This is a genomic window from Streptomyces wuyuanensis (genome assembly GCF_900103455.1).
Classification (GTDB): Bacteria; Actinomycetota; Actinomycetes; order Streptomycetales; family Streptomycetaceae; genus Streptomyces; species Streptomyces wuyuanensis.
Genome location: NZ_FNHI01000030.1, coordinates 59,118 through 77,542, shown reverse-complemented (window position 1 = coordinate 77,542; position 18,425 = coordinate 59,118). Strand labels below are relative to the sequence as shown.

19 protein-coding genes and 1 pseudogene are annotated in these 18,425 nt (G+C 72.1%); 7 read left to right on the top strand and 13 right to left on the bottom strand.

The annotated features are described in order from the left end of the window. Positions 1-168: 168 nt before the first annotated feature. The gene (locus BLT82_RS33090) at positions 169-1,458 is read right to left on the bottom strand and encodes a geranylgeranyl reductase family protein (RefSeq protein ID WP_093661629.1); all 1,290 of its coding nucleotides are present in this window, start codon (positions 1,456-1,458) and stop codon (positions 169-171) included. A gap of 99 nt (positions 1,459-1,557) precedes the next feature. Here BLT82_RS33090 and BLT82_RS33085 point away from each other — a divergent pair, with 99 nt between their 5' ends. Then, complete coding sequence (locus tag BLT82_RS33085) at positions 1,558-2,070, top strand: GNAT family N-acetyltransferase (RefSeq protein ID WP_093661627.1); 513 nt, start codon at positions 1,558-1,560, stop codon at positions 2,068-2,070. Here BLT82_RS33085 and BLT82_RS37410 read toward each other — a convergent pair. From BLT82_RS37410 to BLT82_RS33050, 6 genes are all read right to left on the bottom strand, one after another. After that, positions 2,060-2,905 (bottom strand): hypothetical protein, encoded by an 846-nt coding sequence (locus tag BLT82_RS37410; RefSeq protein ID WP_167746150.1) that lies wholly within the window; start codon positions 2,903-2,905, stop codon positions 2,060-2,062. The two genes, BLT82_RS33085 and BLT82_RS37410, sit on opposite strands and share 11 nt — an antisense overlap. Positions 2,906-3,104: 199 nt before the next feature. After that, positions 3,105-4,016, bottom strand: coding sequence for a glutaminase (locus BLT82_RS33070; protein ID WP_093661621.1), 912 nt, complete (start codon positions 4,014-4,016; stop codon positions 3,105-3,107). A 21-nt stretch (positions 4,017-4,037) separates the two neighbouring features. Next, the gene (locus BLT82_RS33065) at positions 4,038-4,733 is read right to left on the bottom strand and encodes a demethylmenaquinone methyltransferase (protein WP_093661619.1); all 696 of its coding nucleotides are present in this window, start codon (positions 4,731-4,733) and stop codon (positions 4,038-4,040) included. A 149-nt stretch (positions 4,734-4,882) separates the two neighbouring features. Next, positions 4,883-5,548 carry an amidohydrolase family protein gene (locus tag BLT82_RS33060; protein WP_093661617.1) on the bottom strand — a complete coding sequence of 222 codons (666 nt, stop codon included), beginning with the start codon at positions 5,546-5,548 and terminating at the stop codon, positions 4,883-4,885. 7 nt (positions 5,549-5,555) lie between these two features. Beyond that, positions 5,556-6,755 carry a cyclic dehypoxanthinyl futalosine synthase gene (gene mqnC / locus BLT82_RS33055; protein WP_093661615.1) on the bottom strand — a complete coding sequence of 400 codons (1,200 nt, stop codon included), beginning with the start codon at positions 6,753-6,755 and terminating at the stop codon, positions 5,556-5,558. Between the two features lie 149 nt (positions 6,756-6,904). After that, a complete protein-coding gene (locus tag BLT82_RS33050; protein WP_093661613.1) occupies positions 6,905-8,551 on the bottom strand; it encodes a serine/threonine-protein kinase in 1,647 nt (548 codons plus the stop codon). A 205-nt stretch (positions 8,552-8,756) separates the two neighbouring features. Between BLT82_RS33050 and BLT82_RS33045 the strand changes: the two genes are divergently transcribed. Continuing rightward, positions 8,757-9,788, top strand: coding sequence for an alpha/beta hydrolase (locus BLT82_RS33045; RefSeq protein WP_093661610.1), 1,032 nt, complete (start codon positions 8,757-8,759; stop codon positions 9,786-9,788). Between the two features lie 79 nt (positions 9,789-9,867). Here BLT82_RS33045 and BLT82_RS33040 read toward each other — a convergent pair whose 3' ends face one another. After that, positions 9,868-10,773, bottom strand: a complete 906-nt coding sequence (locus BLT82_RS33040) for a menaquinone biosynthetic enzyme MqnA/MqnD family protein (protein ID WP_093661608.1) — start codon at positions 10,771-10,773, stop codon at positions 9,868-9,870. Positions 10,774-11,042: 269 nt separating this feature from the next. Here BLT82_RS33040 and BLT82_RS33030 point away from each other — a divergent pair, with 269 nt between their 5' ends. Then, entirely contained in the window at positions 11,043-11,246 is a 204-nt protein-coding gene (locus BLT82_RS33030; protein WP_017948713.1) for a cold-shock protein, read from the top strand. Between the two features lie 196 nt (positions 11,247-11,442). Here BLT82_RS33030 and BLT82_RS33025 read toward each other — a convergent pair whose 3' ends face one another. Then, positions 11,443-11,925 carry a GNAT family N-acetyltransferase gene (locus BLT82_RS33025; RefSeq protein WP_093661606.1) on the bottom strand — a complete coding sequence of 161 codons (483 nt, stop codon included), beginning with the start codon at positions 11,923-11,925 and terminating at the stop codon, positions 11,443-11,445. A 56-nt stretch (positions 11,926-11,981) separates the two neighbouring features. Between BLT82_RS33025 and BLT82_RS33020 the strand changes: the two genes are divergently transcribed. Continuing rightward, a complete protein-coding gene (locus BLT82_RS33020; RefSeq protein ID WP_093661604.1) occupies positions 11,982-12,380 on the top strand; it encodes a DnaJ family domain-containing protein in 399 nt (132 codons plus the stop codon). Positions 12,381-12,412: 32 nt separating this feature from the next. Here BLT82_RS33020 and BLT82_RS33015 read toward each other — a convergent pair. Further along, positions 12,413-13,094, bottom strand: a pseudogene (locus tag BLT82_RS33015) (thiolase family protein); the annotation flags it as partial. A gap of 78 nt (positions 13,095-13,172) precedes the next feature. Here BLT82_RS33015 and BLT82_RS33010 point away from each other — a divergent pair. Both BLT82_RS33010 and BLT82_RS33005 read left to right on the top strand, forming a co-directional pair. After that, on the top strand, positions 13,173-14,492 hold the full coding sequence (locus tag BLT82_RS33010) for a 3-oxoacyl-ACP reductase (RefSeq protein ID WP_093661602.1): 1,320 nt from the start codon (positions 13,173-13,175) through the stop codon (positions 14,490-14,492). A gap of 26 nt (positions 14,493-14,518) precedes the next feature. After that, the gene (locus tag BLT82_RS33005) at positions 14,519-15,559 is read left to right on the top strand and encodes a MaoC family dehydratase (protein WP_244529829.1); all 1,041 of its coding nucleotides are present in this window, start codon (positions 14,519-14,521) and stop codon (positions 15,557-15,559) included. Here BLT82_RS33005 and BLT82_RS33000 read toward each other — a convergent pair. Next, on the bottom strand, positions 15,522-16,142 hold the full coding sequence (locus BLT82_RS33000) for a TetR/AcrR family transcriptional regulator (protein ID WP_208868113.1): 621 nt from the start codon (positions 16,140-16,142) through the stop codon (positions 15,522-15,524). The genes BLT82_RS33005 and BLT82_RS33000 overlap by 38 nt on opposite strands. Positions 16,143-16,324: 182 nt before the next feature. Next, positions 16,325-16,399 carry a 50S ribosomal protein bL37 gene (locus tag BLT82_RS38900; protein ID WP_106430099.1) on the bottom strand — a complete coding sequence of 25 codons (75 nt, stop codon included), beginning with the start codon at positions 16,397-16,399 and terminating at the stop codon, positions 16,325-16,327. A 209-nt stretch (positions 16,400-16,608) separates the two neighbouring features. Here BLT82_RS38900 and BLT82_RS36945 point away from each other — a divergent pair, with 209 nt between their 5' ends. After that, positions 16,609-16,827 carry a hypothetical protein gene (locus BLT82_RS36945; RefSeq protein WP_143041573.1) on the top strand — a complete coding sequence of 73 codons (219 nt, stop codon included), beginning with the start codon at positions 16,609-16,611 and terminating at the stop codon, positions 16,825-16,827. 200 nt (positions 16,828-17,027) lie between these two features. On the opposite strand, the gene BLT82_RS32995 is transcribed toward BLT82_RS36945, so the two are convergent. Next, a complete protein-coding gene (locus tag BLT82_RS32995; RefSeq protein WP_093661600.1) occupies positions 17,028-18,365 on the bottom strand; it encodes a dicarboxylate/amino acid:cation symporter in 1,338 nt (445 codons plus the stop codon). Positions 18,366-18,425: the final 60 nt, after the last annotated feature.

Sequence of the window (18,425 nt, the reverse complement as noted above, 5' to 3'; positions counted from 1 at the left end):
GGCTGGTCAGTCGAAGAAGGCCGCCGTCTCCCCGTCCGGGGGGCGGTGGCCTTCTCGTCGTCCGTCCGTGGCCCCTCGTCGCCGCGGGCAGAGGCGAGCCCGAGGCGGAGAGCCCGGAGGGCGGGCGCGGGCCCGTGAGCCCCGCTCCCGCCCTCCGGGCTTCGCTCGTCAGGCCTTGGGGGCCACCTTGGAGAGGCCGTTGATGATCCGGTCCATCGCGTCGCCGCCCGACGGGTCGGTGAGGTTGGCCAGCATCTTGAGCGTGAACTTCATCAGCAGCGGGTGCGTCAGGCCCCGCTGGGTCGCGATCTTCATGACCTTCGGGTTGCCGATGAGCTTCACGAACGCCCGGCCCAGCGTGTAGTAGCCGCCGTAGGTGTCCTTCAGGACCTTCGGGTAGTTGTGCAGGGCCAGTTCCCGCTGGGCGGGGGTGGCCCGGGCGTGCGCCTGGACGATGACGTCGGCGGCGATCTGCCCGGACTCCATCGCGTAGGCGATGCCCTCGCCGTTGAACGGGTTGACCAGACCGCCCGCGTCGCCGACGAGCAGCAGGCCCTTGGTGTAGTGCGGCTGCCGGTTGAAGGCCATGGGAAGCGCGGCACCGCGGATCGGGCCGGTCATGTTGTCGGGCACGTAGCCCCAGTCCTCCGGCATCGAGGCGCACCAGGCCTTGAGGACCTCGCGCCAGTCGAGCTCCTTGAAGGACGCCGAGGTGTTCAGGACCCCGAGGCCGACGTTGGAGGTGCCGTCGCCCATGCCGAAGATCCAGCCGTAGCCGGGCAGCAGCCGGTCCTCCCCGGGGCCGCGGCGGTCCCACAGCTCCAGCCAGGACTCCAGGTAGTCGTCGTCGTGCCGCGGGCTGGTGAAGTACGTACGGACCGCGACGCCCATCGGGCGGTCCTCGCGCCGGTGCAGACCCATGGCGAGGGAGATCCGGGAGGAGTTGCCGTCGGCGGCGACCACGAGCGGGGCGTGGAAGGTGACCTCGCGCTTGTCGTCACCCAGCTTGGCGTGGACGCCCGTGATGCGCCCGGTGCGGTCGTCCACGATCGGGGCGCCGACGTTGCAGCGCTCGTACAGCCGCGCGCCGGCCTTCTGGGCCTGCCGCGCCAGCTGCTCGTCGAAGTCGTCCCGCTTGCGCACGAGTCCGTAGTCCGGGTAGCTGGCCAGGTCCGGCCAGTCCAGCTGCAGCCGGACTCCGCCGCCGATGATCCGCAGGCCCTTGTTGCGCAGCCAGCCTGCTTCCTCGGAGACGTCGATGCCCATGGCGACCAGCTGCTTCGTGGCGCGGGGCGTGAGCCCGTCACCGCAGACCTTCTCGCGCGGGAACGCCGTCTTCTCCAGCAGGAGCACGTCCAGGCCGGACTTGGCCAGGTAGTAGGCGGTCGTCGAACCGGCCGGGCCTGCCCCGACGACGATCACATCTGCGCTGTGCTCGGAAGGGGTCGTCTCGGTCACGGCTGGTTCTCCCGAAGACTCGAATTCGCGTGCCGTGCGGCACAGGTCATGTGCAGTCTATGGGGGCGTACCGATCGGCGACCGAAGGGCTCCCCCACGATGACCGCAGCGTCTCTTCCCGTCGTACAGCTCCGTGTGCCCACGGAGGAGGACACGTTCGCCTGGCACCGCGTCTTCGACGACCCCGAGGTGATGGAGTTCCACGGAGGCAGGTCCGCCGAGGTGTCCGTGTACGAAGAGCTCACCGCGCGGCAGCGGCGGCACGACGCGGAGCGGGGATTCTGCCTGTGGACGCTGCTCGACGGGGCGGGCGAGGTCTTCGGCTTCACGGGCGCGCAGCCCTGGCCGCACGACTCCTTCGGCCCGGTCGGCGAGATCGAGATCGGCTGGCGGCTCGCGCGCCCGTACTGGGGCCGCGGTTACGCGACCGCCGCCGCCCGGACGACCCTGGACCGGCTGCGCTCGGCCGGCGTCCCCTCCGTGGTCGCGATGGTCGACTCCCGCAACGAGCGGTCGATCGCCGTGACCCGGCGCCTTGGCATGGAGCTCGCGGAGACGTACGCCGTCCCCGACTCGGACCGCAAGGGGCTCTGCTTCCGGCTCACCCTGTAGCGAACGCCGAGTCCGCGGACCAGGTCGACAGGGCCGTCTCGAAGACGTGCTCGGTGTCCGCCCAGTACAGGTCGCGTTCGGTGAAGTAGATCGCGTACTCGGTGCCGTCGTCGGCGATGTACGACTGGTCGATGCCGTGGATCGTCTCGCCGGACTCGGCGTGCGTGTACGTGTACTCCCAGATCGCCCCCGGCCGGCCGTGGAAGGAGTTCGTCTCCAGCCGCAGCCGCCGGTAGTCGGCGTTCTTCGAACGGGACTTGGCCTCGATGGCGGTGAGGTTCTCCAGGGAGGTGTACGGGGCGGACCGCACGACGCCGACGAGGATGTGGGACATGCCCGTGGAACCGGCGTAGGTGATCTGCCCGTTCACCTCCTTCTGCCGGTACCAGACGGACGGGATCGCGAAGGAGAAGCCCGCGGGGTCGTTCACGCGCTTGAAGCCTTCGGGTACACCGGGGTCGCCGCCGCGCGGGGCGCCGGAGCGGCCCGGCCCGGGCCGCTCCGGTGGGGCCGGGGGCGTCGCGGCGGTCGAGGGGCTCGCGAGAGGCTCACCCGTGGGGCTCGTGGCGGCCGTCGGCGGCGGTGCGGGGGCGGCCGCCGTGGGACGGCCCCCCGGGCCCGGGCCGGATCCGTCGTCCTTGATCAGCATCACGCCCGCGGTGGTGCCGGCGCCGAGCACGAGCGCCGCCGTCAGGGTCCCGCCCCACACGAGCGCGCGGCTGGGTCCTCCTCCGGCGGCCGGCGGCACCGCCGGCGGCGGAGCACCGGGGCCCACCCAGGTGGGGCTGTACGAGGCCGCCGCGGCCGGCTGCGGGCGCTCCCGTCCGCATGTCATGCAGAAACGCGCCTCGGCCGGTGAGGTGTTCCCGCAGTACGGGCAGTTCGACGCCAAGGGGAGCTCCAGGAGAAAACGGGTGCGGCCGGTGTGAACGACCCATCTTGCCCGTCCGCCGGGCCCCGTCAACTCGCTTTCGCCACAATGTGGTTGCCCACCCGCGGACGACCCCGACGGCCGCCCGCGCCCTCCCGTCCGGTCAGAACACGGACAGCCCGGTCAGCGTCGTGAACCGGTCCAGCGCCGCCACTCCCGCCACCGAGTTGCCCTGCCCGTCGAGCCCCGGACTCCACACGCACAGCGTGCACCGCCCCGGCACGACCGCCACGATCCCGCCGCCGACCCCGCTCTTGCCGGGCAGACCGACCCGGTAGGCGAACTCGCCCGCCGCGTCGTACGTGCCGCAGGTGAGCATGACCGCGTTGATCTGCTTCGCCTCGCTGCGGGTCAGCAGCCGGCTGCCGTCGGCGCGCAGTCCGTGACGGGCCAGGAAGCGGGCCGCACGGGCCAGATCGGCGCAGTTCATCTCGATCGAGCACTGCCAGAAGTAGTGGTCGAGCAGTGCCGGAACGGGATTGGCGATGTTGCCGTACGAGGCCATGAAGTGGGCCAGTGCGGCATTGCGGTCGCCGTGCGCGGACTCGGACTCGGCGACCTCCGGGTCGAAGGCCAGTTCCGGATTGCCGCTCTCCTGCCGCAGGAACTCCAGCACCTCGCTGCTCGCGTCGCCGGTCAGGGTCAGCAGCCGGTCGGTGACGACGAGGGCCCCCGCGTTGATGAACGGATTGCGCGGGATGCCGTTCTCGTACTCCAGCTGCACCAGCGAGTTGAACGGGTTGCCGGAGGGCTCCCGGCCCACGTGCTCCCAGAGGCTGTCGCCGCCCAGGGAGAGCGCGAGGGCCAGGGCGAAGACCTTGGTCACGGACTGGGTGGAGAAGGGCCGCTCCCAGTCGCCGACTCCGTGGACCTTGCCGTCGAGGTCGGCGATGGCCATGCCGAAGTGCCGCGGGTCGACGGCCGCCAGGGCCGGGATGTATTCGGCCGGGGTGCCGTCGCCGACCAGCGGTGCGACGTCCTGCGCGATCCGTTCGAGGATCGCCTGGTAGTCCATGGTGCTCGGTCCGCCGGGGACTTACTGGGACTTGGTGCCGCGGTGCAGGGCGACGATCCCGCCGCTCAGGTTGCGCCAGGCCACCTTCGACCAGCCGGCCTTCTGGAGCATCCCGGCGAGGTCCGCCTGCTCGGGCCAGAACTGGATCGACTCGGCGAGGTAGACGTACGCGTCGGGGTTGGACGAGACCGCACGGGCGACGGGCGGCAGCGCCCGCATCAGGTACTCCTCGTACACGGTCCGGAAGGGTGCCCACGTCGGGTGCGAGAACTCGCAGATGACCACGCGGCCGCCCGGCTTCGTCACGCGGTGCAGCTCTCGCAGGGCCTGGTCGGTGTCCTGGACGTTGCGCAGCCCGAAGCTGATCGTCACGGCGTCGAAGGAGTCGTCCCGGAAGGGGAGCCGCGTCGCGTCGCCCGCGGTCAGGGGCAGCCACGGGTGCCGCTTCTTGCCCTCGCGCAGCATGCCCAGCGAGAAGTCGCAGGGCACGACGTACGCGCCGGTGCGGGTGAAGGGCAGCGACGACGTGCCAGTCCCGGCCGCCAGGTCGAGGATGCGCTCGGCGGGCCGCGCGTCGACGGCCTTGGCGACCTCCTTGCGCCAGCGCCGGTCCTGGCCGAGCGAGAGCACATCGTTGGTGAGGTCGTAGTTCGCCGCGACATCGTCGAACATCGAGGCGACTTCGTGCGGCTGCTTGTCCAGGGAAGCGCGGGTCACTGGCGTTCGGCCTCGCAGTGTCGGGTGCGGACGGTACGCGGGCCATTGTCTCAGGCACACCGCGGCGGGCCCGGCGGGGGCGTGCCGTGGGTTCCGGACGCGGACGTCACCCCCCTTCGGGCGGCCGGCACCAGGTTCCCCGGCCCGGCCTAGCGCCGCCTGTACACCAGCCGGCCGCCGAGGACGGTGGCGACGCAGGTGCGGGCGCCGTGCTCGCGCAGGGCACGCGCGGGAAGGACGTCCGTCGGCACGTCGAAGACGGCGAAGTCCGCCGGGGCGCCCGGGGTCAGGTCGCCGTCCGGCACCGCGTTCAGCGGCCGGCGGACGAACGGGTCGAGGGACGGGGCGGCCCCGCTCTCCTCCCTCTGCGGGCCCGGGGCACGCTCCCGCAGCCGGAGCCCGGACCGGGCGACCGCGCTGCGTACCTCCGGCAGCGTGAACGGACCGACCACGGCCGTCGTGCCGTGGGCCAGCATCAGCTGGAGGCCCCGGCGCGCGCTCGCGCTCCGGCGCATCTCGTCCAGGCCGAGGGCGTCGAGCGCCTCCCCCGTCAGCGGCTGGGTGCCGAGCTCGTCCGCCTCGCGCGGGTCGGGGTGGTAGGTCGCCTCCAGCAGCTCGACGGCGTCGGCGTTGACAAGCCCGGGAAGCAGCAGCCCGGGCCAGCGGCGCACCCGGGCCTGCGGATGAGCGGCGACGAGTTGGCCGAGGGCCCCGACCGCAGCGATCAGGCCGCCGTCCACCGCCACTGCGGTCGGGTCGCCGGGGCGCCTGTGCCTGGCGCCGAACAGCAGGTCCGCCGCGTGAATGGTCAGCACGGCGCCGTCAGTTGGCGTTGAGCAGCTTCAGCTCGGGGTGCGCCGTGCCGCCCTCGATCGCGGTCGACGAGATGTGCGAGACGACGCGGTCGTCGACCGGGTCGTTCGCCGGGTCGTCGTGCACGACGATGTGCTCGTACGTGGTCGTCCGCTGCGCCGGGACGCGGTCCGCGCTGCGGATCAGGTCGATGATCTCCTGCCGGTTGGAGCGGTGCTTGGCACCCGCCGACGAGACGACGTTCTCCTCGAGCATGATCGATCCGAGGTCGTCCGCGCCGTAGTGCAGCGACAGCTGGCCGATCTCCTTGCCCGTGGTCAGCCAGGAGCCCTGGATGTGCGCGATGTTGTCGAAGAAGAGCCGGGCGATCGCGATCATCCGCAGGTACTCGAAGATCGTCGCCTGGGTCCGGCCCTTCAGGTGGTTGTTCTCGGGCTGGTACGTGTACGGGATGAAGGCCCTGAAGCCGCCCGTCCGGTCCTGGACGTCGCGGATCATCCGCAGGTGCTCGATGCGCTCGGCGTTGGTCTCGCCCGTGCCCATGAGCATCGTCGACGTGGACTCGACCCCGAGTCCGTGCGCGGTCTCCATGATCTCCAGCCAGCGCTCGCCGGACTCCTTCAGCGGGGCGATCGCCTTGCGCGGGCGCGCCGGGAGCAGCTCCGCGCCGGCGCCGGCGAAGGAGTCGAGGCCGGCTGCGTGGATGCGCTGGACGGCCTCCTCCACCGAGACCCCCGAGATCCGGGCCATGTGCTCGACCTCGGAGGCGCCGAGGGAGTGGATGACCAGCTGCGGGAAGTCCTTCTTGATCGCCGCGAAGTGCTTCTCGTAGTACTCGACGCCGTAGTCCGGGTGGTGACCGCCCTGGAACATGATCTGCGTGCCGCCGAGCTCGACGGTCTCGGCGCAGCGCCGCAGGATGTCGTCGAGGTCGCGGGTCCAGCCCTTGGCGGTGTCCTTGGGCGGCGCGTAGAAGGCGCAGAACTTGCACGCCGTGACGCACACGTTGGTGTAGTTGATGTTGCGCTCGATGATGTACGTCGCGATGTGCTCGGTACCCGCGTAGCGGCGGCGGCGCACGGCGTCGGCCGCCGAGCCCAGCGCGTGCAGCGGCGCGGAACGGTAGAGGTCGAGCGCCTCTTCGGGGGTGATCCGCCCGCCCTCGGCGGCACGGTCCAGGACGGACTGGAGGTCGGCCTTCTGGGTCACCGGGGTGTCGCCTTTCGGTGGTGGAGCGGGTCGTTGCCGGACCGTGCCAGCCTACGACAGGCCCGCCGCCCGCCCCTCGGCGGCACCTCGGCGGCACGCCCGGTCCGGCCCCGCCGGGAACCTCTCGCCGGGCGGCCGGCGGCCGGGGCTCATCTGCCGCCGCGGGTGAGGTCGCCGACCGGGTTGCCCGCACGGGCGTCGGCCGAGACGTACCGCAGCGTGCCGCCGCTGAGTTCGAGGCGCAGTCCCTTGGTGCTCTCGCTGCACATGCCCTTGCTGCGCGGCCCGCGGCGGGCGTCCACGACGAGGGTGCGGGCGTCGGCGCTGGTCGCGGTGAGCAGGTCCTCGCAGATGAAGTTGCCCAGGATGTCGGTCTGTTCGGCCTTGCCGACCTGCTCGCCGGTGCGTCCGCCCGGTTCGATGGTGACCTTCATCGTGCCCGCGGGCAGGCCGGCGGCCGTGATGCTCCCCTCCCAGGTGCCGGCGAAGGTCTTGGGCACCTCGGCCGGACCCGTCCCGCCGTCGGTGGGTGCGCCGGTCTCCGAGGACGCGGGCGGCTGGGCCGCGGTGTCGTCGGGGCCGCCGCCACCGCCCGGGAAGAGGTCGAGCAGGACGCCGGCCCCCACGGTCACCGCGGCGAGAACCCCGGCCACGGCCAGGGCCACGGTGCAGCTGACCTTTCGGGAGCCGCCCGGGCGTTCGCTTTCGTCGCGGGTGGTGACCGAGAGGGACAGACGGCCGCCGCGCTTGCGGTCCGCGGGCGCGGCCGCCTGACGCGGGGGTGGCGTCGGCATGGGGGGCGGCGTGGCGGGCACGGGGTCGATCGGCGGGCCGAACACGCCCAGTGCCTGGCTGGTGAACGGCACGGGCCCGGACGCCAGCGGGTCCTCCCCGGACGCCGGCTCCAGGTCGAGCAGCCGTACCGCGGTCCTGCTGACCTGCTCCACCAGCGGCCCGGGCAGCCAGCCCGCCGCGACCGACGCCCCGGCGCCGGCCGGCGCGAGCCGGCGGGCCAGCACGGCGGGGGCCGGGCGGGCGGACGGGTCCTTGGCGAGGCAGCCGCCGACGAGCTCCCGCAGTTCACCCGTCAGTGCTCCCAGCTCGGGCTCCTCGTGGACCACCTTGTAGAGCAGGGCGGCCGAGGAGTCGCCGGGGAAGGGCGCGGTGCCGGTGGCGGCGTAGGCGAGGACCGCTCCCAGCGAGAAGACGTCGGCAGCGCCCGTCACCTCGCCCGAGCCGACGATCTGCTCCGGCGCCATGTAGCCGGGAGAGCCGACGGAGACTCCGGTCGTGGTGAGCGAGGCCGTGCTGTCGGTGGCCCGGGCGATGCCGAAGTCGATGAGCCGGGGGCCGTCCAGCGTCAGCAGCACGTTGGACGGCTTCACGTCGCGGTGGACCAGCCCGAGCGCGTGGACGGCGGCCAGAGCCTCGGCCAGCCCCGCGCCCAGGGTCCGGACCGTGTGTTGGGGAAGCGGCCCGTGCCCGGCCACCGCCGCGCCGAGCGCGGGGCCGGCGACGAACCCGGTGGCCACCCACGGCACGGGCGCGTCGGGGTCGGCGTCGAGGACGGGGGCGGTCCAGGCCCCGCCCACCCGCCTGGCCGCCTCCACCTCGCGCCGGAACCGGGCCCGGAACTGCTCGTCGAGTGCGAAGTGGGGATGGACGACCTTGACCGCGACGGTGCGGCCGCCCTCACTGCGGGCGAGGTACACCCGGCCCATGCCGCCCGCGCCGAGCCTGCCCAGCAGCCGGTAGGCGCCGATGGTCCGCGGTTCGCCGGCTTCCAACGGCTGCATGCGCTTCTCCCCCCCTCGTCGCGGCGGCCCGCGGCCCGTCCGTTCCGTCCAGCAGCGTAGGCCCACGCGTGGTCCGGATCACCGGGATTGGGCCCGGCGCGGGGCCAACCGATCGGCCAGGTCCCGCATCTCCCTGGTCGTAAACCGCTCACCGCGCCGGTAACCCCCGCGAAGCGCGCCAATCACCGCACAATCGGAGTACGCCATGAAACGGCTGTCCACGGCGCTCATCGCCACCGTCGCCCTCGGCTCTGTCGCGCTCGTGTCGGGTTGCTCGGCCGAGGGGGAGCCCGTCACCTTCGACGGCCCGTCCGCTTCTGCCGCCGGCCGGAGCGGCGGCACGGACGGCACGGCCGCCGCGGAGGCCGCCGCGAAGACGCTCATGCCGACCGGCCCGAAGGCCGAGTTCACCACCCAGAACACCATCGACGACGGCACCAGGATCGGCGTCACCACGGTGCACGGCGGAAAGTCCGGCTTCACCGGCAAGGTCTGGGTGTGGGCACCCCGGCAGTACTTCGACCCGAAATACTCGAACAGCGGCTTTCCCGTCCTGATCGCTCTCCCGGGCGGCAACGGCTACCCGAACAATTACTGGATGGGCACCGACCTGAAGTTGCAGAGCAGCATCAGCCGTTGGTCGAAGGAAGGCAGAAGCCTTCCGTTCATCGTGGTGATGCCGGTGCTCAATCCCGACGACAGGTATTACTACGACGGCAGCGACATACCCGGACAGCCGAAAATGGGCACCTGGATGACCGAGGACGTTCCCGATTTCGTCCGCGCCAATTTCCGTACGTTCAAGTCCCGTGACGGCTGGGCGTTCATGGGGTCGTCCTCCGGGGCCTTCGTCGGACTGAAGTCGGTACTGAAGCACCCCGACCGGTTCAAGGCCGTGATCGCCTCCGGCCCCGACATCGTGCCGGACTCGCCGCTGTGGGCCGGGCACGCCGCGGAGCAGGCGGCGAACGACCCGGAGAAGCTCGCCCGGGCGCTCGGCGCGAAACCGGGCGGCAAGGACACCGACGTCTACCTGGCGTTCCAGGCGGGCACCAAGGAGTCCGCGCTGCGAAAGGTCAGGGCATTCATCCGGGATCACACCAAGGGGCCCGTGAAGACCCGCCTGCAGATCATCCAGGACGGCGAGCACAACGCCAGGACCTATGTGCAGGGCATGGAGGACGGGTCGATCGAGTGGATCAGCCGCCACATGCAGGCGCCCATCCCCACTTCCTGACCGGGCCGGGAGGCGGCACGCGTGCGGCCTCCCTGGTTCCGCCCGGCCCCCGGCGGTGCGCCGGAGGCCGGCGCACCGCTCAGACGGCGAGCAGCTCGACCGCCACGTCCGGCGGGAATCCCGACGTGCGCCCGGTCCTGCGGGCGAACTCCCGGACCCCGGCCAGCTGCTCGGGGCCGAAGCGGAAGTCGAGCGTCGTGAAGTAGCGCTCGAGCAGCGCCGCGTCGAACGCCTCCCAGCGCGCCGCCTGCTCGGCGACCTTCGTGACCTCCTGGAGGGAGAGGTCGCGGGAGGCCAGGAACGCCTCGTGGACCTGGCGTACGCCGTCGGGCTCCCGCCGCAGGTAGTCCTTGCGGGCCGCCCAGACCGCGAAGACGAACGGAAGGCCGGTCCAGTCCTTCCACATCTGGCCCAGGTCGTGGACGCGGAGCCCCAGCCTCGGCGCGTCGTGCAGGGAGGCCCGCAGCGCCGCGTCGCCGATCAGCACGGCCGCGTCCGCCTCCTGCATCATCACGCCCAGGTCGGGCGGGCAGGTGTAGTAGTCGGGCGCCACCCCGTACTGCTCGGCGAGCAGCAGCTGCGCCAGGCGCACCGAGGTGCGGGAGGTGGACCCGAGGGCGACCCGGGCGCCGCCCAGCTGCTCCAGCGGCAGCTGCGAGACGATCACGCACGACATGACCGGCCCGTCGCAGCCGACGGCGATATCAGGGAAAGCGACAAGATCATCGGCGTTGCGCAGATATTCCACGAGGGTGATCGGGCCGATATCGAGATCACCGGCGACCAGCCGCTCGGAGAGCTTCTCCGGCGTGTCCTTCGTGAGCTCGAGATCCAGGAGCGTCCCGGTGCGGGCGAGGCCCCAGTAGAGGGGCAGGCAGTTCAGGAACTGGATGTGGCCGACGCGCGGCCGGCTGCGGCGGTCCCGACCGGCGGCGGGGTTCTCGGCGTGTTCCGCGCGTTCCGCGGGTTCTGCGTGACTGTCCACATCGTGAGGCTAGACCCGGGGGCACGCCTTCGAATGGCCGGGGCACCCCGCCGAGAGCGTCAGCATGTCAAGGCGGCATCAAACATCCGGGTGACGTGATCTTTCCCTCTACCCATCTGAACACCGTGCGTGCTAGGCTCAACGCAAGTTGCAGTTTGGTTTCCCTTGCAGTGCAGAGCCTGCGGAGCATGTGACCCGCAGGCTTTTGTAGTTTTCAGACTTGTTTGCAGGTTCTGGAGCAGGGCAACCCTTTGGCCCAAGGAGGGCTTATGGCTACCGGAACCGTGAAGTGGTTCAACGCTGAAAAGGGCTTCGGCTTCATCGCCCAGGACGGCGGCGGCCCGGATGTCTTCGTCCACTACTCCGCGATCAACGCGACCGGCTTCCGCTCCCTCGAGGAGAACCAGGTCGTGAACTTCGACGTCACCCAGGGCCCGAAGGGCCCGCAGGCGGAGAACGTCACCCCGGCCTAATGCGACCGGGTCGGCGATCGCGCACGACTTAGCAGTACCCAAGGGGCCCCGCCCGTACCTCGCGTACGGGACGGGGCTCCTGCCCTTTCCGGGACCGGGCCGGCGGGCGGAATCGCCGCCCGGAGGGCCGGATACCCGGAAAGGGAAACCGGAGGGGGGCTGAGGGGAATGGAGACGAAAGCGTCCCCCGGACGGCTCACAACTCCCGGAACATGATGTTCAGCCCCACCGGACCGTGCTCCGGATGCCGGAACGCGCCCGGGACCGTGCCGAGGACGCGGAAACCCAGCGCCTCCCACAGCCGCGTCGCGGGATTCGTCTCCACGACCGCGTTGAACACCATGCCGGTGTAGCCGTCCCGCCGCGCCCGGTCGATCACGTACTCGGCCAGCAGCCGGCCGATGCCCCGTCCCGCCTGCTCCGGGTCGACCATGAAGCCCGCGTTGGCGATGTGCGCGGCCGGGCCGCCGTAATTGGGCCGTACGTACGCCGAAGCGACCAGCGCGCCGTCCTCGTCCTCGACCACGAACACCCGGTGGGAGGGCGCCATCCACAGCGCCCGGGCCGCGGGCTCGGAGGTGTCCGGGTCCCAGGCGTAGGAGTCGCCCGCGGACACGATCCGCTGCCAGAACGGCCAGATCCGGTCCCAGTCCTGCGCGGTCGCCTCTCTGATCAGCACGGTTCAAGTGTCCCAGAGCCCGACCGGCGGCCTCGCACGTCCGTACCCTGGGAAGCATGACCGAGCGCAAACCCCCGGGCGTCAGTTTCGAATCGTGGGTCGACAAGCAGATCCGCGACGCGAGGGAACGCGGAGAGTTCGAGGATCTGCCGGGCCTCGGCGAGCCCCTGCCCGACGATCTGGCCCCGTACGACGAGCTCTGGTGGGTCAAGGGCAAGATGCACAAGGAGGGCATCGCCGTCCTGCCCCCCGCACTCGCCCTGCGCAAGGAAGCCGAGGACGCGCTGGAGAAGGCCTACCGCGCGCCCTCGGAGACCGCGGTGCGCCGGATCGTCACGGAGATCAACGAGAAGATCACCAAGATGCTCCTGATGCCGCCGCCGGGCCCGCCGCTCGGGCGCAGGCCGTACGACGTGGACGAGGTCCTCCGGGAGTGGCGGCTCAGGCGGGGCTGACGACCGCCGCCGGGCCGGGCCCCGCGGCCCTGCGGCCGCTCCGGGATCGCCGTCACGCCCTGCCCGCCCGCCGCGCAGATCGAGATCAGCCCCCGGCCGGGCCCGTCGCGCTCCGCCAGGAGCTTGGCGAGGGTGGCGACGATCCGTGCGCCGGTGGCCACGAACGGGTGGCCGGTCGCCAGCGAGGACCCGGTGACATTGAGCTTGGCGCGGTCCACCGGGGCGAGCCCCTGCTCCTCCCAGGCCGCCAGTGTGGCGAGGACCTGTGAGGCGAAGGCCTCGTGGATCTCGACGAGGTCGAAGTCCTCCATCCCCAGGCCGGTGCGCTCCAGCATCCGCGGGACCGCGCGGGCCGGGGCCATCAGCAGGCCCTCGTCCCCGTCCACGTAGTCCACCGCGGCCGTCTCGTACGCCGTGAGTCGGGCGAGGAAGTCGAGGCCGCGGGCCTCCGCCCACTCCTCACTGGCGAGCAGCACCACCGCCGCCCCGTCGGTGAGCGGGGTCGAATTGCCCGCGGTCATCGTCGGGTTGTCGTGGTCCGTGCCGAACACCGGCTTGAGCCGGGCGAGTTTCGCGGCCGTCGAGCCGGGGCGCGTTGGCCGCGGCGACGGCCGCCCGGAGTCCCGTGCCGCAGGCCTGCTGGATGTCGTAGGCGGGGGTACGGGGGTCGAGACCGGAGCCGAGGACGGTCTCGCGGGCGAGATTGAAGCCCCGACACCTCGACCAACTCCTGACCCTTGAGTAACCTTACTCCGGAGTAAATCCACGACCCAGCAGGGAGTCCGGACAACCATGGCCGACCGCTATCTGCGCTTCACCCGCACCGCTCCCGGTCGCTTGCTGACGCGCCGCCTCGGACTCCCGGAACCGGCCGCGCTCCGCCGCCGGACGCCGGAACACCCCACGCTCGACGGGGAGATCGCACATCTGACGGTGGGTTCGTCCACCGCCGGCGAACCGGAGCTCGCGGCCGTCCTCGCTTCGACCGGCCTGCCGGTGGCGGCGGCGGCCGCCGATCCGGCCGCGATCGTGATCGACGCGACGGGCGTCGCCTCCGCGCGGGCGCTCGCCGGAGTGCACGCCCTCCTCCACCCCGTCGTCCGGTCCGTGGCCGCGAGCGGGCGGATCGTGGTCCTCGGCACACCGCTCTCTGCGACGGACCACCACCAGGCGGCGGCCCAGCAGGCGCTGGACGGATTCGTGCGCTCCCTGGCCAAGGAGACCGGCCGGGGCAGGACGGTGAACCTGGTGCGGATCGCGGGCGGCGCCCGCGCCGCCGAATCGACGCTGCGGTTCCTCCTCTCCCCCGGATCGGCCTACGTCAGCGGGCAGACGGTCGAGGTGTCCGACACCGCGGTCACCACCCCCGACGACTGGTCCCGTCCGCTCGCCGGCCGCACGGCGCTCGTCACCGGCGCGGCACGCGGCATCGGCGCGGCCGTCACCGAAACCCTCGTCCGCGACGGCGCCCGGGTGGTCTGCCTCGACGCACCCCAGGCCGGGGGCGAACTCGACCGCACCGCCGAGCGGCTCGGCGCGGCGGCTCTCCCCCTGGACATGACGGCCGACGACGCGGCGGAGCGCATAGCCGACGCCTTCCCCGACGGGCTCGGCGTCCTCGTCCACAACGCGGGCGTCACCCGCGACCGCCGGCTCTCCAACATGTCGGCGGAGCACTGGAGTTCCGTACTGGACGTGAATCTCACATCGGTGCTCGACACCACGGACGCGCTGCTGAAGACCGGTGTGGTGGCGGCCGGCGGCCGGATCGTGGCGACGGCCTCCATCGCGGGCATCGCCGGCAACTCCGGCCAGACCAACTACGCGGCGAGCAAGGCCGGCATCATCGGCCTGGTGCGCTCGCTCGCCCCGCGCGCCGCCGCGGACCACGGCGTCACGGTCAACGCCGTCGCGCCCGGCTTCATCGAGACGAGCATGACCGCGGCCGTGCCGCTGCTGATCCGTGAGGCGGGCCGCAGGATGAACTCACTCGCCCAGGGCGGTCTGCCGGAGGACGTCGGGGCGACGACGGCCTGGCTGGCGCACCCGGCATCCGGCTCCGTGAACGGCCAGGTCGTGCGGGTGTGCGGCCAGTCGCTCCTCGGCGCGTGACGCCCCGGCCCCGAAGGAGACCCGCCGTGCAGACCCGGACTCTGTCCTCACCGCCCGCCCTGTGGCCCAACCTGCTGCGCGGTGCCCTCGCCTCGCCGTTCCGGCGCGGGGCCCTCGCCCGCGCGGAAGAGGGTGCCCGGCTCCCGTCGGCTCGGCTCACGCTCCTGGGAGCGGCCGCGGATCCGTCGCAGCCGGCCGCGTACGCCCGTGTGTGCGGCTTCGACACCACCGGCCCGCTGCCGATCACGTATCCGCACGTCCTCGGCTTCCCGATCGCCATGCGGCTGATGGCCGGCCGCGGCTTCCCCCTGCCGGTCCTCGGGCTGGTGCACACCCGAATCGAGATCACCCGCCACCGGGACATCCGGACGGACGACCGGCCGGAGATCTCGGTCCACGCGACCGGTCTGCGGCCGCACCGGCGGGGCACGGAGGTGACGTTGGTGACCGAGGCCCGGCTCGACGGCGAACTCGTGTGGGAGTCGGGCAGCACGTATCTCTCGCGGCATCCGCGGCCCGGGCGGGCGGAGGGGACGACGGCGGACGGAACCGCGGTGACGCCGGAACGCCGAGGAGCCGGCGGGCGGACCGGCGCCGCACCCGCACCGGGTGGCCCGGCGGCGCGCAGGTTTCCGGCCGACGGCTGTCCGGTGAAGGGCGGTGCGCCGGGGCCCGGCCTCGCGAACGACGGTCCGCCGCAGGCCCCTTCCGCGCTGAACGAGCGCGCGTCGTGGCAGCTCCCGGCGGTCCTCGGGCGCCGCTACGGCGCCGCATCCGGGGACCGCAACCCCATCCATCTGTACGCGGCGACCGCTCGCCCCTTCGGCTTCCCCCGCGCGATCGCCCACGGCATGTGGACGTTCGCCCGGTGTCTGGCCGAGCGGAACCCTCGGGAACTCCGTTACGCGGAAGCCGAGTTCAAGGCGCCCGTGCTGCTGCCCGGGTCCGTCGCCTACGCCGCCGGCGACACGGCCACGGGCGACGGGGTCTTCGAGCTGCGCGGGACCGGCCCCGAGGGCCGGGTGCACCTCATCGGGCGGACGGCGACCAGCGTTGGCCCTTCATGAGGTTGCCGAGGCCCTCCCACGCGAAGTTCATCAAGGTCGCGGCCGCCTCCCTCGCCGAGACGCCCGGAGTGTCGTTGGCCCACCCGGCCAGCGACTCCGCCGCGCCGACGAGCGCCTGGGCGAGACCCGCCACGTCCTTGTCGGCGAGTTCGCCGTCCCCGAGGGACTCGCGCGCCGCCACCCCGATCAAGCCCGTCACGAACGCCACGATCTCGTCCCGCATCACGGCCACCTCGGCGGCGAACGGCTCCCCGTGCGTACGGGCCTGCCGGTGCAGCACGGCCCACGCGTCCGGGTGCTCCGTCGTGTGCCCGAAGAACGCGGTGAGGCCCTCCCACAGCTGCCGGTCCGCCGGCAGTCCCGGGTCCACCGCCGCCCGCACGGCCGCGACCAGGGCCGCGGACTCGCGCCGGATACAGGCGGTGAAGAGGTCCTCCTTGGAGTTCAGATAGAGGTAGACCAGCGGCTTGGACACGCCCGCGAGCTCGGCGATCTCGTCCATCGATGCCGCCCGGTAGCCACGTTGCCCGAACGTCTGCACTGCGGCGTCGAGCATCTGCTGCTCCCGCATGGCACGCGGCATCCGCTTGCTCCTACCGGCACCATCCACGTCAGACGCCCTCCCGGCCCTGCCACCGATCTACTGTTCGGTAAGCCTAAGGCCCGCCATCGGGCGAATACGCCGAGGACCGGTCCGCGCGGTTCGCGGACCGGTCCTCGGGCGGGCCGCGCCGGTCGGCGCGGGCGGTCGGGGCGTGGGGGCCGTCAGGCGTTGGGACGCTTGCCGTGATTGGCCTTCCTCTTCTTCCTGGCCCGTCGCTTGTTGCCTCGCTTCGACATGGTGCGAATCTCCCGCTTCCGGATGAAAAACGATGATCTTGCCAGTCTAGGGCGGCCGCTCCGGCTCCGCACCCACGGCCCGCCGACACGGCCGGCCCCCCTCGACCACCGGCCCGCACGGGTACGGCCGGGGAAGCACCCCGGACCGGGGACGGTCCACCCGTAGGGTCGGTGGCCGGGCAGCGATCACCGAACACCTGGGGGTGCCAGTGTCCCGACGGAATCGCCACCGGGGGCCCGTTCCGCTGAGCGGCATCTTCAGCGCAGACGTGCAGGTGTTCCGGTTCTACCGGGACGGCACCGTCCTCGACGTACTCGTACGGCCCGCTCCCCGGCCCGAGAACGCCGCGGCCAACGCCACCTGGCTGCGTCGCGAAGTGCCCATCCCAGGCGTGCGCACGGCGCGCTACGAGCAGCACGTCGCCTGATCGTGGTGCGCGGCACCTGGTCCGAGGGGCAGCTCACACTGGGCCTTGCCGGCCGGGGCTGGGAGACGACGCCCCGGCGCTTCGCGCGCCTGGAAGCCCCCCGGCGATGACGCGTGCCCCCGCGCGCCGACCCCGACGACGGAGGGCCCCGGATCCGGCGGATCCGGGGCCCTCTCGCGGTTGCCGCGGCGCTGCGGCCCTCACACGGCGGCGGCCACGGCCACCTTCCGCTCCGGCTCGCGGACGTCCGCGTCCACGTCGTCCACCGGGGAGGCCGAGGCCGAGTCGTACGCGTCGCGGTCGAGGATGTTCTCGCGGGCGGCGACGATCACCGGAACGACGGCCTGGCCGGCGACGTTCGTCGCGGTCCTCATCATGTCCAGGATCGGGTCGATCGCCATCAGCAGACCCACGCCCTCCAGCGGGAGGCCCAGCGTGGAGAGGGTCAGCGTCAGCATGACCGTCGCGCCGGTGAGGCCGGCGGTGGCGGCCGATCCGACGACCGAGACGAAGGCGATCAGCAGGTAGTCCTGCACTCCGAGCTGCACGTCGAAGATCTGCGCGATGAAGATCGCGGCCAGCGCCGGGTAGACGGCGGCGCAGCCGTCCATCTTCGTCGTCGCGCCGAACGGCACGGCGAAGGAGGTGTACTCCTTCGGAACGCCGAGCCGCTCGGTGACCTTCTGGGTGACCGGCATCGTGCCGACCGAGGAGCGCGAGACGAAGGCGAGCTGGATGGCCGGCCAGGCGCCCTTGAAGAACTGCAGCGGGTTGACCTTGGCCACGGTCGCCAGCAGCAGCGGGTACACGCCGAACAGGACCAGCGCACAGCCGATGTAGACGTCGGCCGTGAAGGTGGCGTACTTGCCGATGAGGTCCCAGCCGTAGTCGGCGATCGCGTAGCCGATGAGACCAACGGTGCCGAGCGGGGCCAGCCGGATGACCCACCACAGGGCCTTCTGGAGCAGCTCCAGCACGGACTCGCTGAAGGTGAGGATCGGCTGGGCACGGTCGCCGAGCTTGAGCGCGGCGACACCGGCGACGGCGGCCATGAACACGATCTGAAGGACGTTCAGCTCGGTGAAGGGCGTGATGACGTCCGTGGGCACGATGCCGGTGAGGAAGTCGATCCAGGAACCGGCCTTCTCCGGCTTCTCGCCGTCCTGCCGAGTGAGACCGGTGCCCGCGCCGGGGTTGGTGAGCAGGCCGATCGCGAGGCCGATCGCCACGGCGATGAGCGATGTGATCATGAACCACAGCAGGGTGCGGCCGGCCAGCCGGGCGGCGTTGTTGACCCTCCGCAGATTGGTGATCGACACCATGATCGCGAAGAACACGAGCGGAGCGACGGCCAGCTTCAGCAACTGGACGAAGATGTCGCCGACCTGCTCCAGGGTCGTGCGGAGCCAGGTGACGTCCTGACTGCGGGCCAGCCAGCCGAGCAGGACGCCGACGACGAGACCGGCGACGATCTGGGCCCAGAACGGGACCTTCGGTATGCGGCTGGCGTGGGTGGGCGTCGCGGAGTTCGCGGACACGGACACACTCCGGTGAGGCGTATCGGACAAGCGGGAGACGAGATGCGGCGCCCGTTTCAC

Excerpts from the sequence above, each read along its gene's own strand:
- BLT82_RS33085 (WP_093661627.1), top strand. The coding sequence starts at position 1,558 with ATGACCGCAGCGTCTCTTCCCGTCGTACAGCTCCGTGTGCCCACGGAG.
- BLT82_RS37410 (WP_167746150.1), bottom strand. The coding sequence starts at position 2,905 with ATGACATGCGGACGGGAGCGCCCGCAGCCGGCCGCGGCGGCCTCGTAC.
- BLT82_RS33070 (WP_093661621.1), bottom strand. The coding sequence starts at position 4,016 with ATGGACTACCAGGCGATCCTCGAACGGATCGCGCAGGACGTCGCACCG.
- BLT82_RS33050 (WP_093661613.1), bottom strand. The coding sequence starts at position 8,551 with ATGCAGCCGTTGGAAGCCGGCGAACCGCGGACCATCGGCGCCTACCGG.
- BLT82_RS33045 (WP_093661610.1), top strand. The coding sequence starts at position 8,757 with ATGAAACGGCTGTCCACGGCGCTCATCGCCACCGTCGCCCTCGGCTCT.
- BLT82_RS33030 (WP_017948713.1), top strand. The coding sequence starts at position 11,043 with ATGGCTACCGGAACCGTGAAGTGGTTCAACGCTGAAAAGGGCTTCGGC.
- BLT82_RS33020 (WP_093661604.1), top strand. The coding sequence starts at position 11,982 with ATGACCGAGCGCAAACCCCCGGGCGTCAGTTTCGAATCGTGGGTCGAC.
- BLT82_RS33010 (WP_093661602.1), top strand. The coding sequence starts at position 13,173 with ATGGCCGACCGCTATCTGCGCTTCACCCGCACCGCTCCCGGTCGCTTG.
- BLT82_RS33000 (WP_208868113.1), bottom strand. The coding sequence starts at position 16,142 with ATGCCGCGTGCCATGCGGGAGCAGCAGATGCTCGACGCCGCAGTGCAG.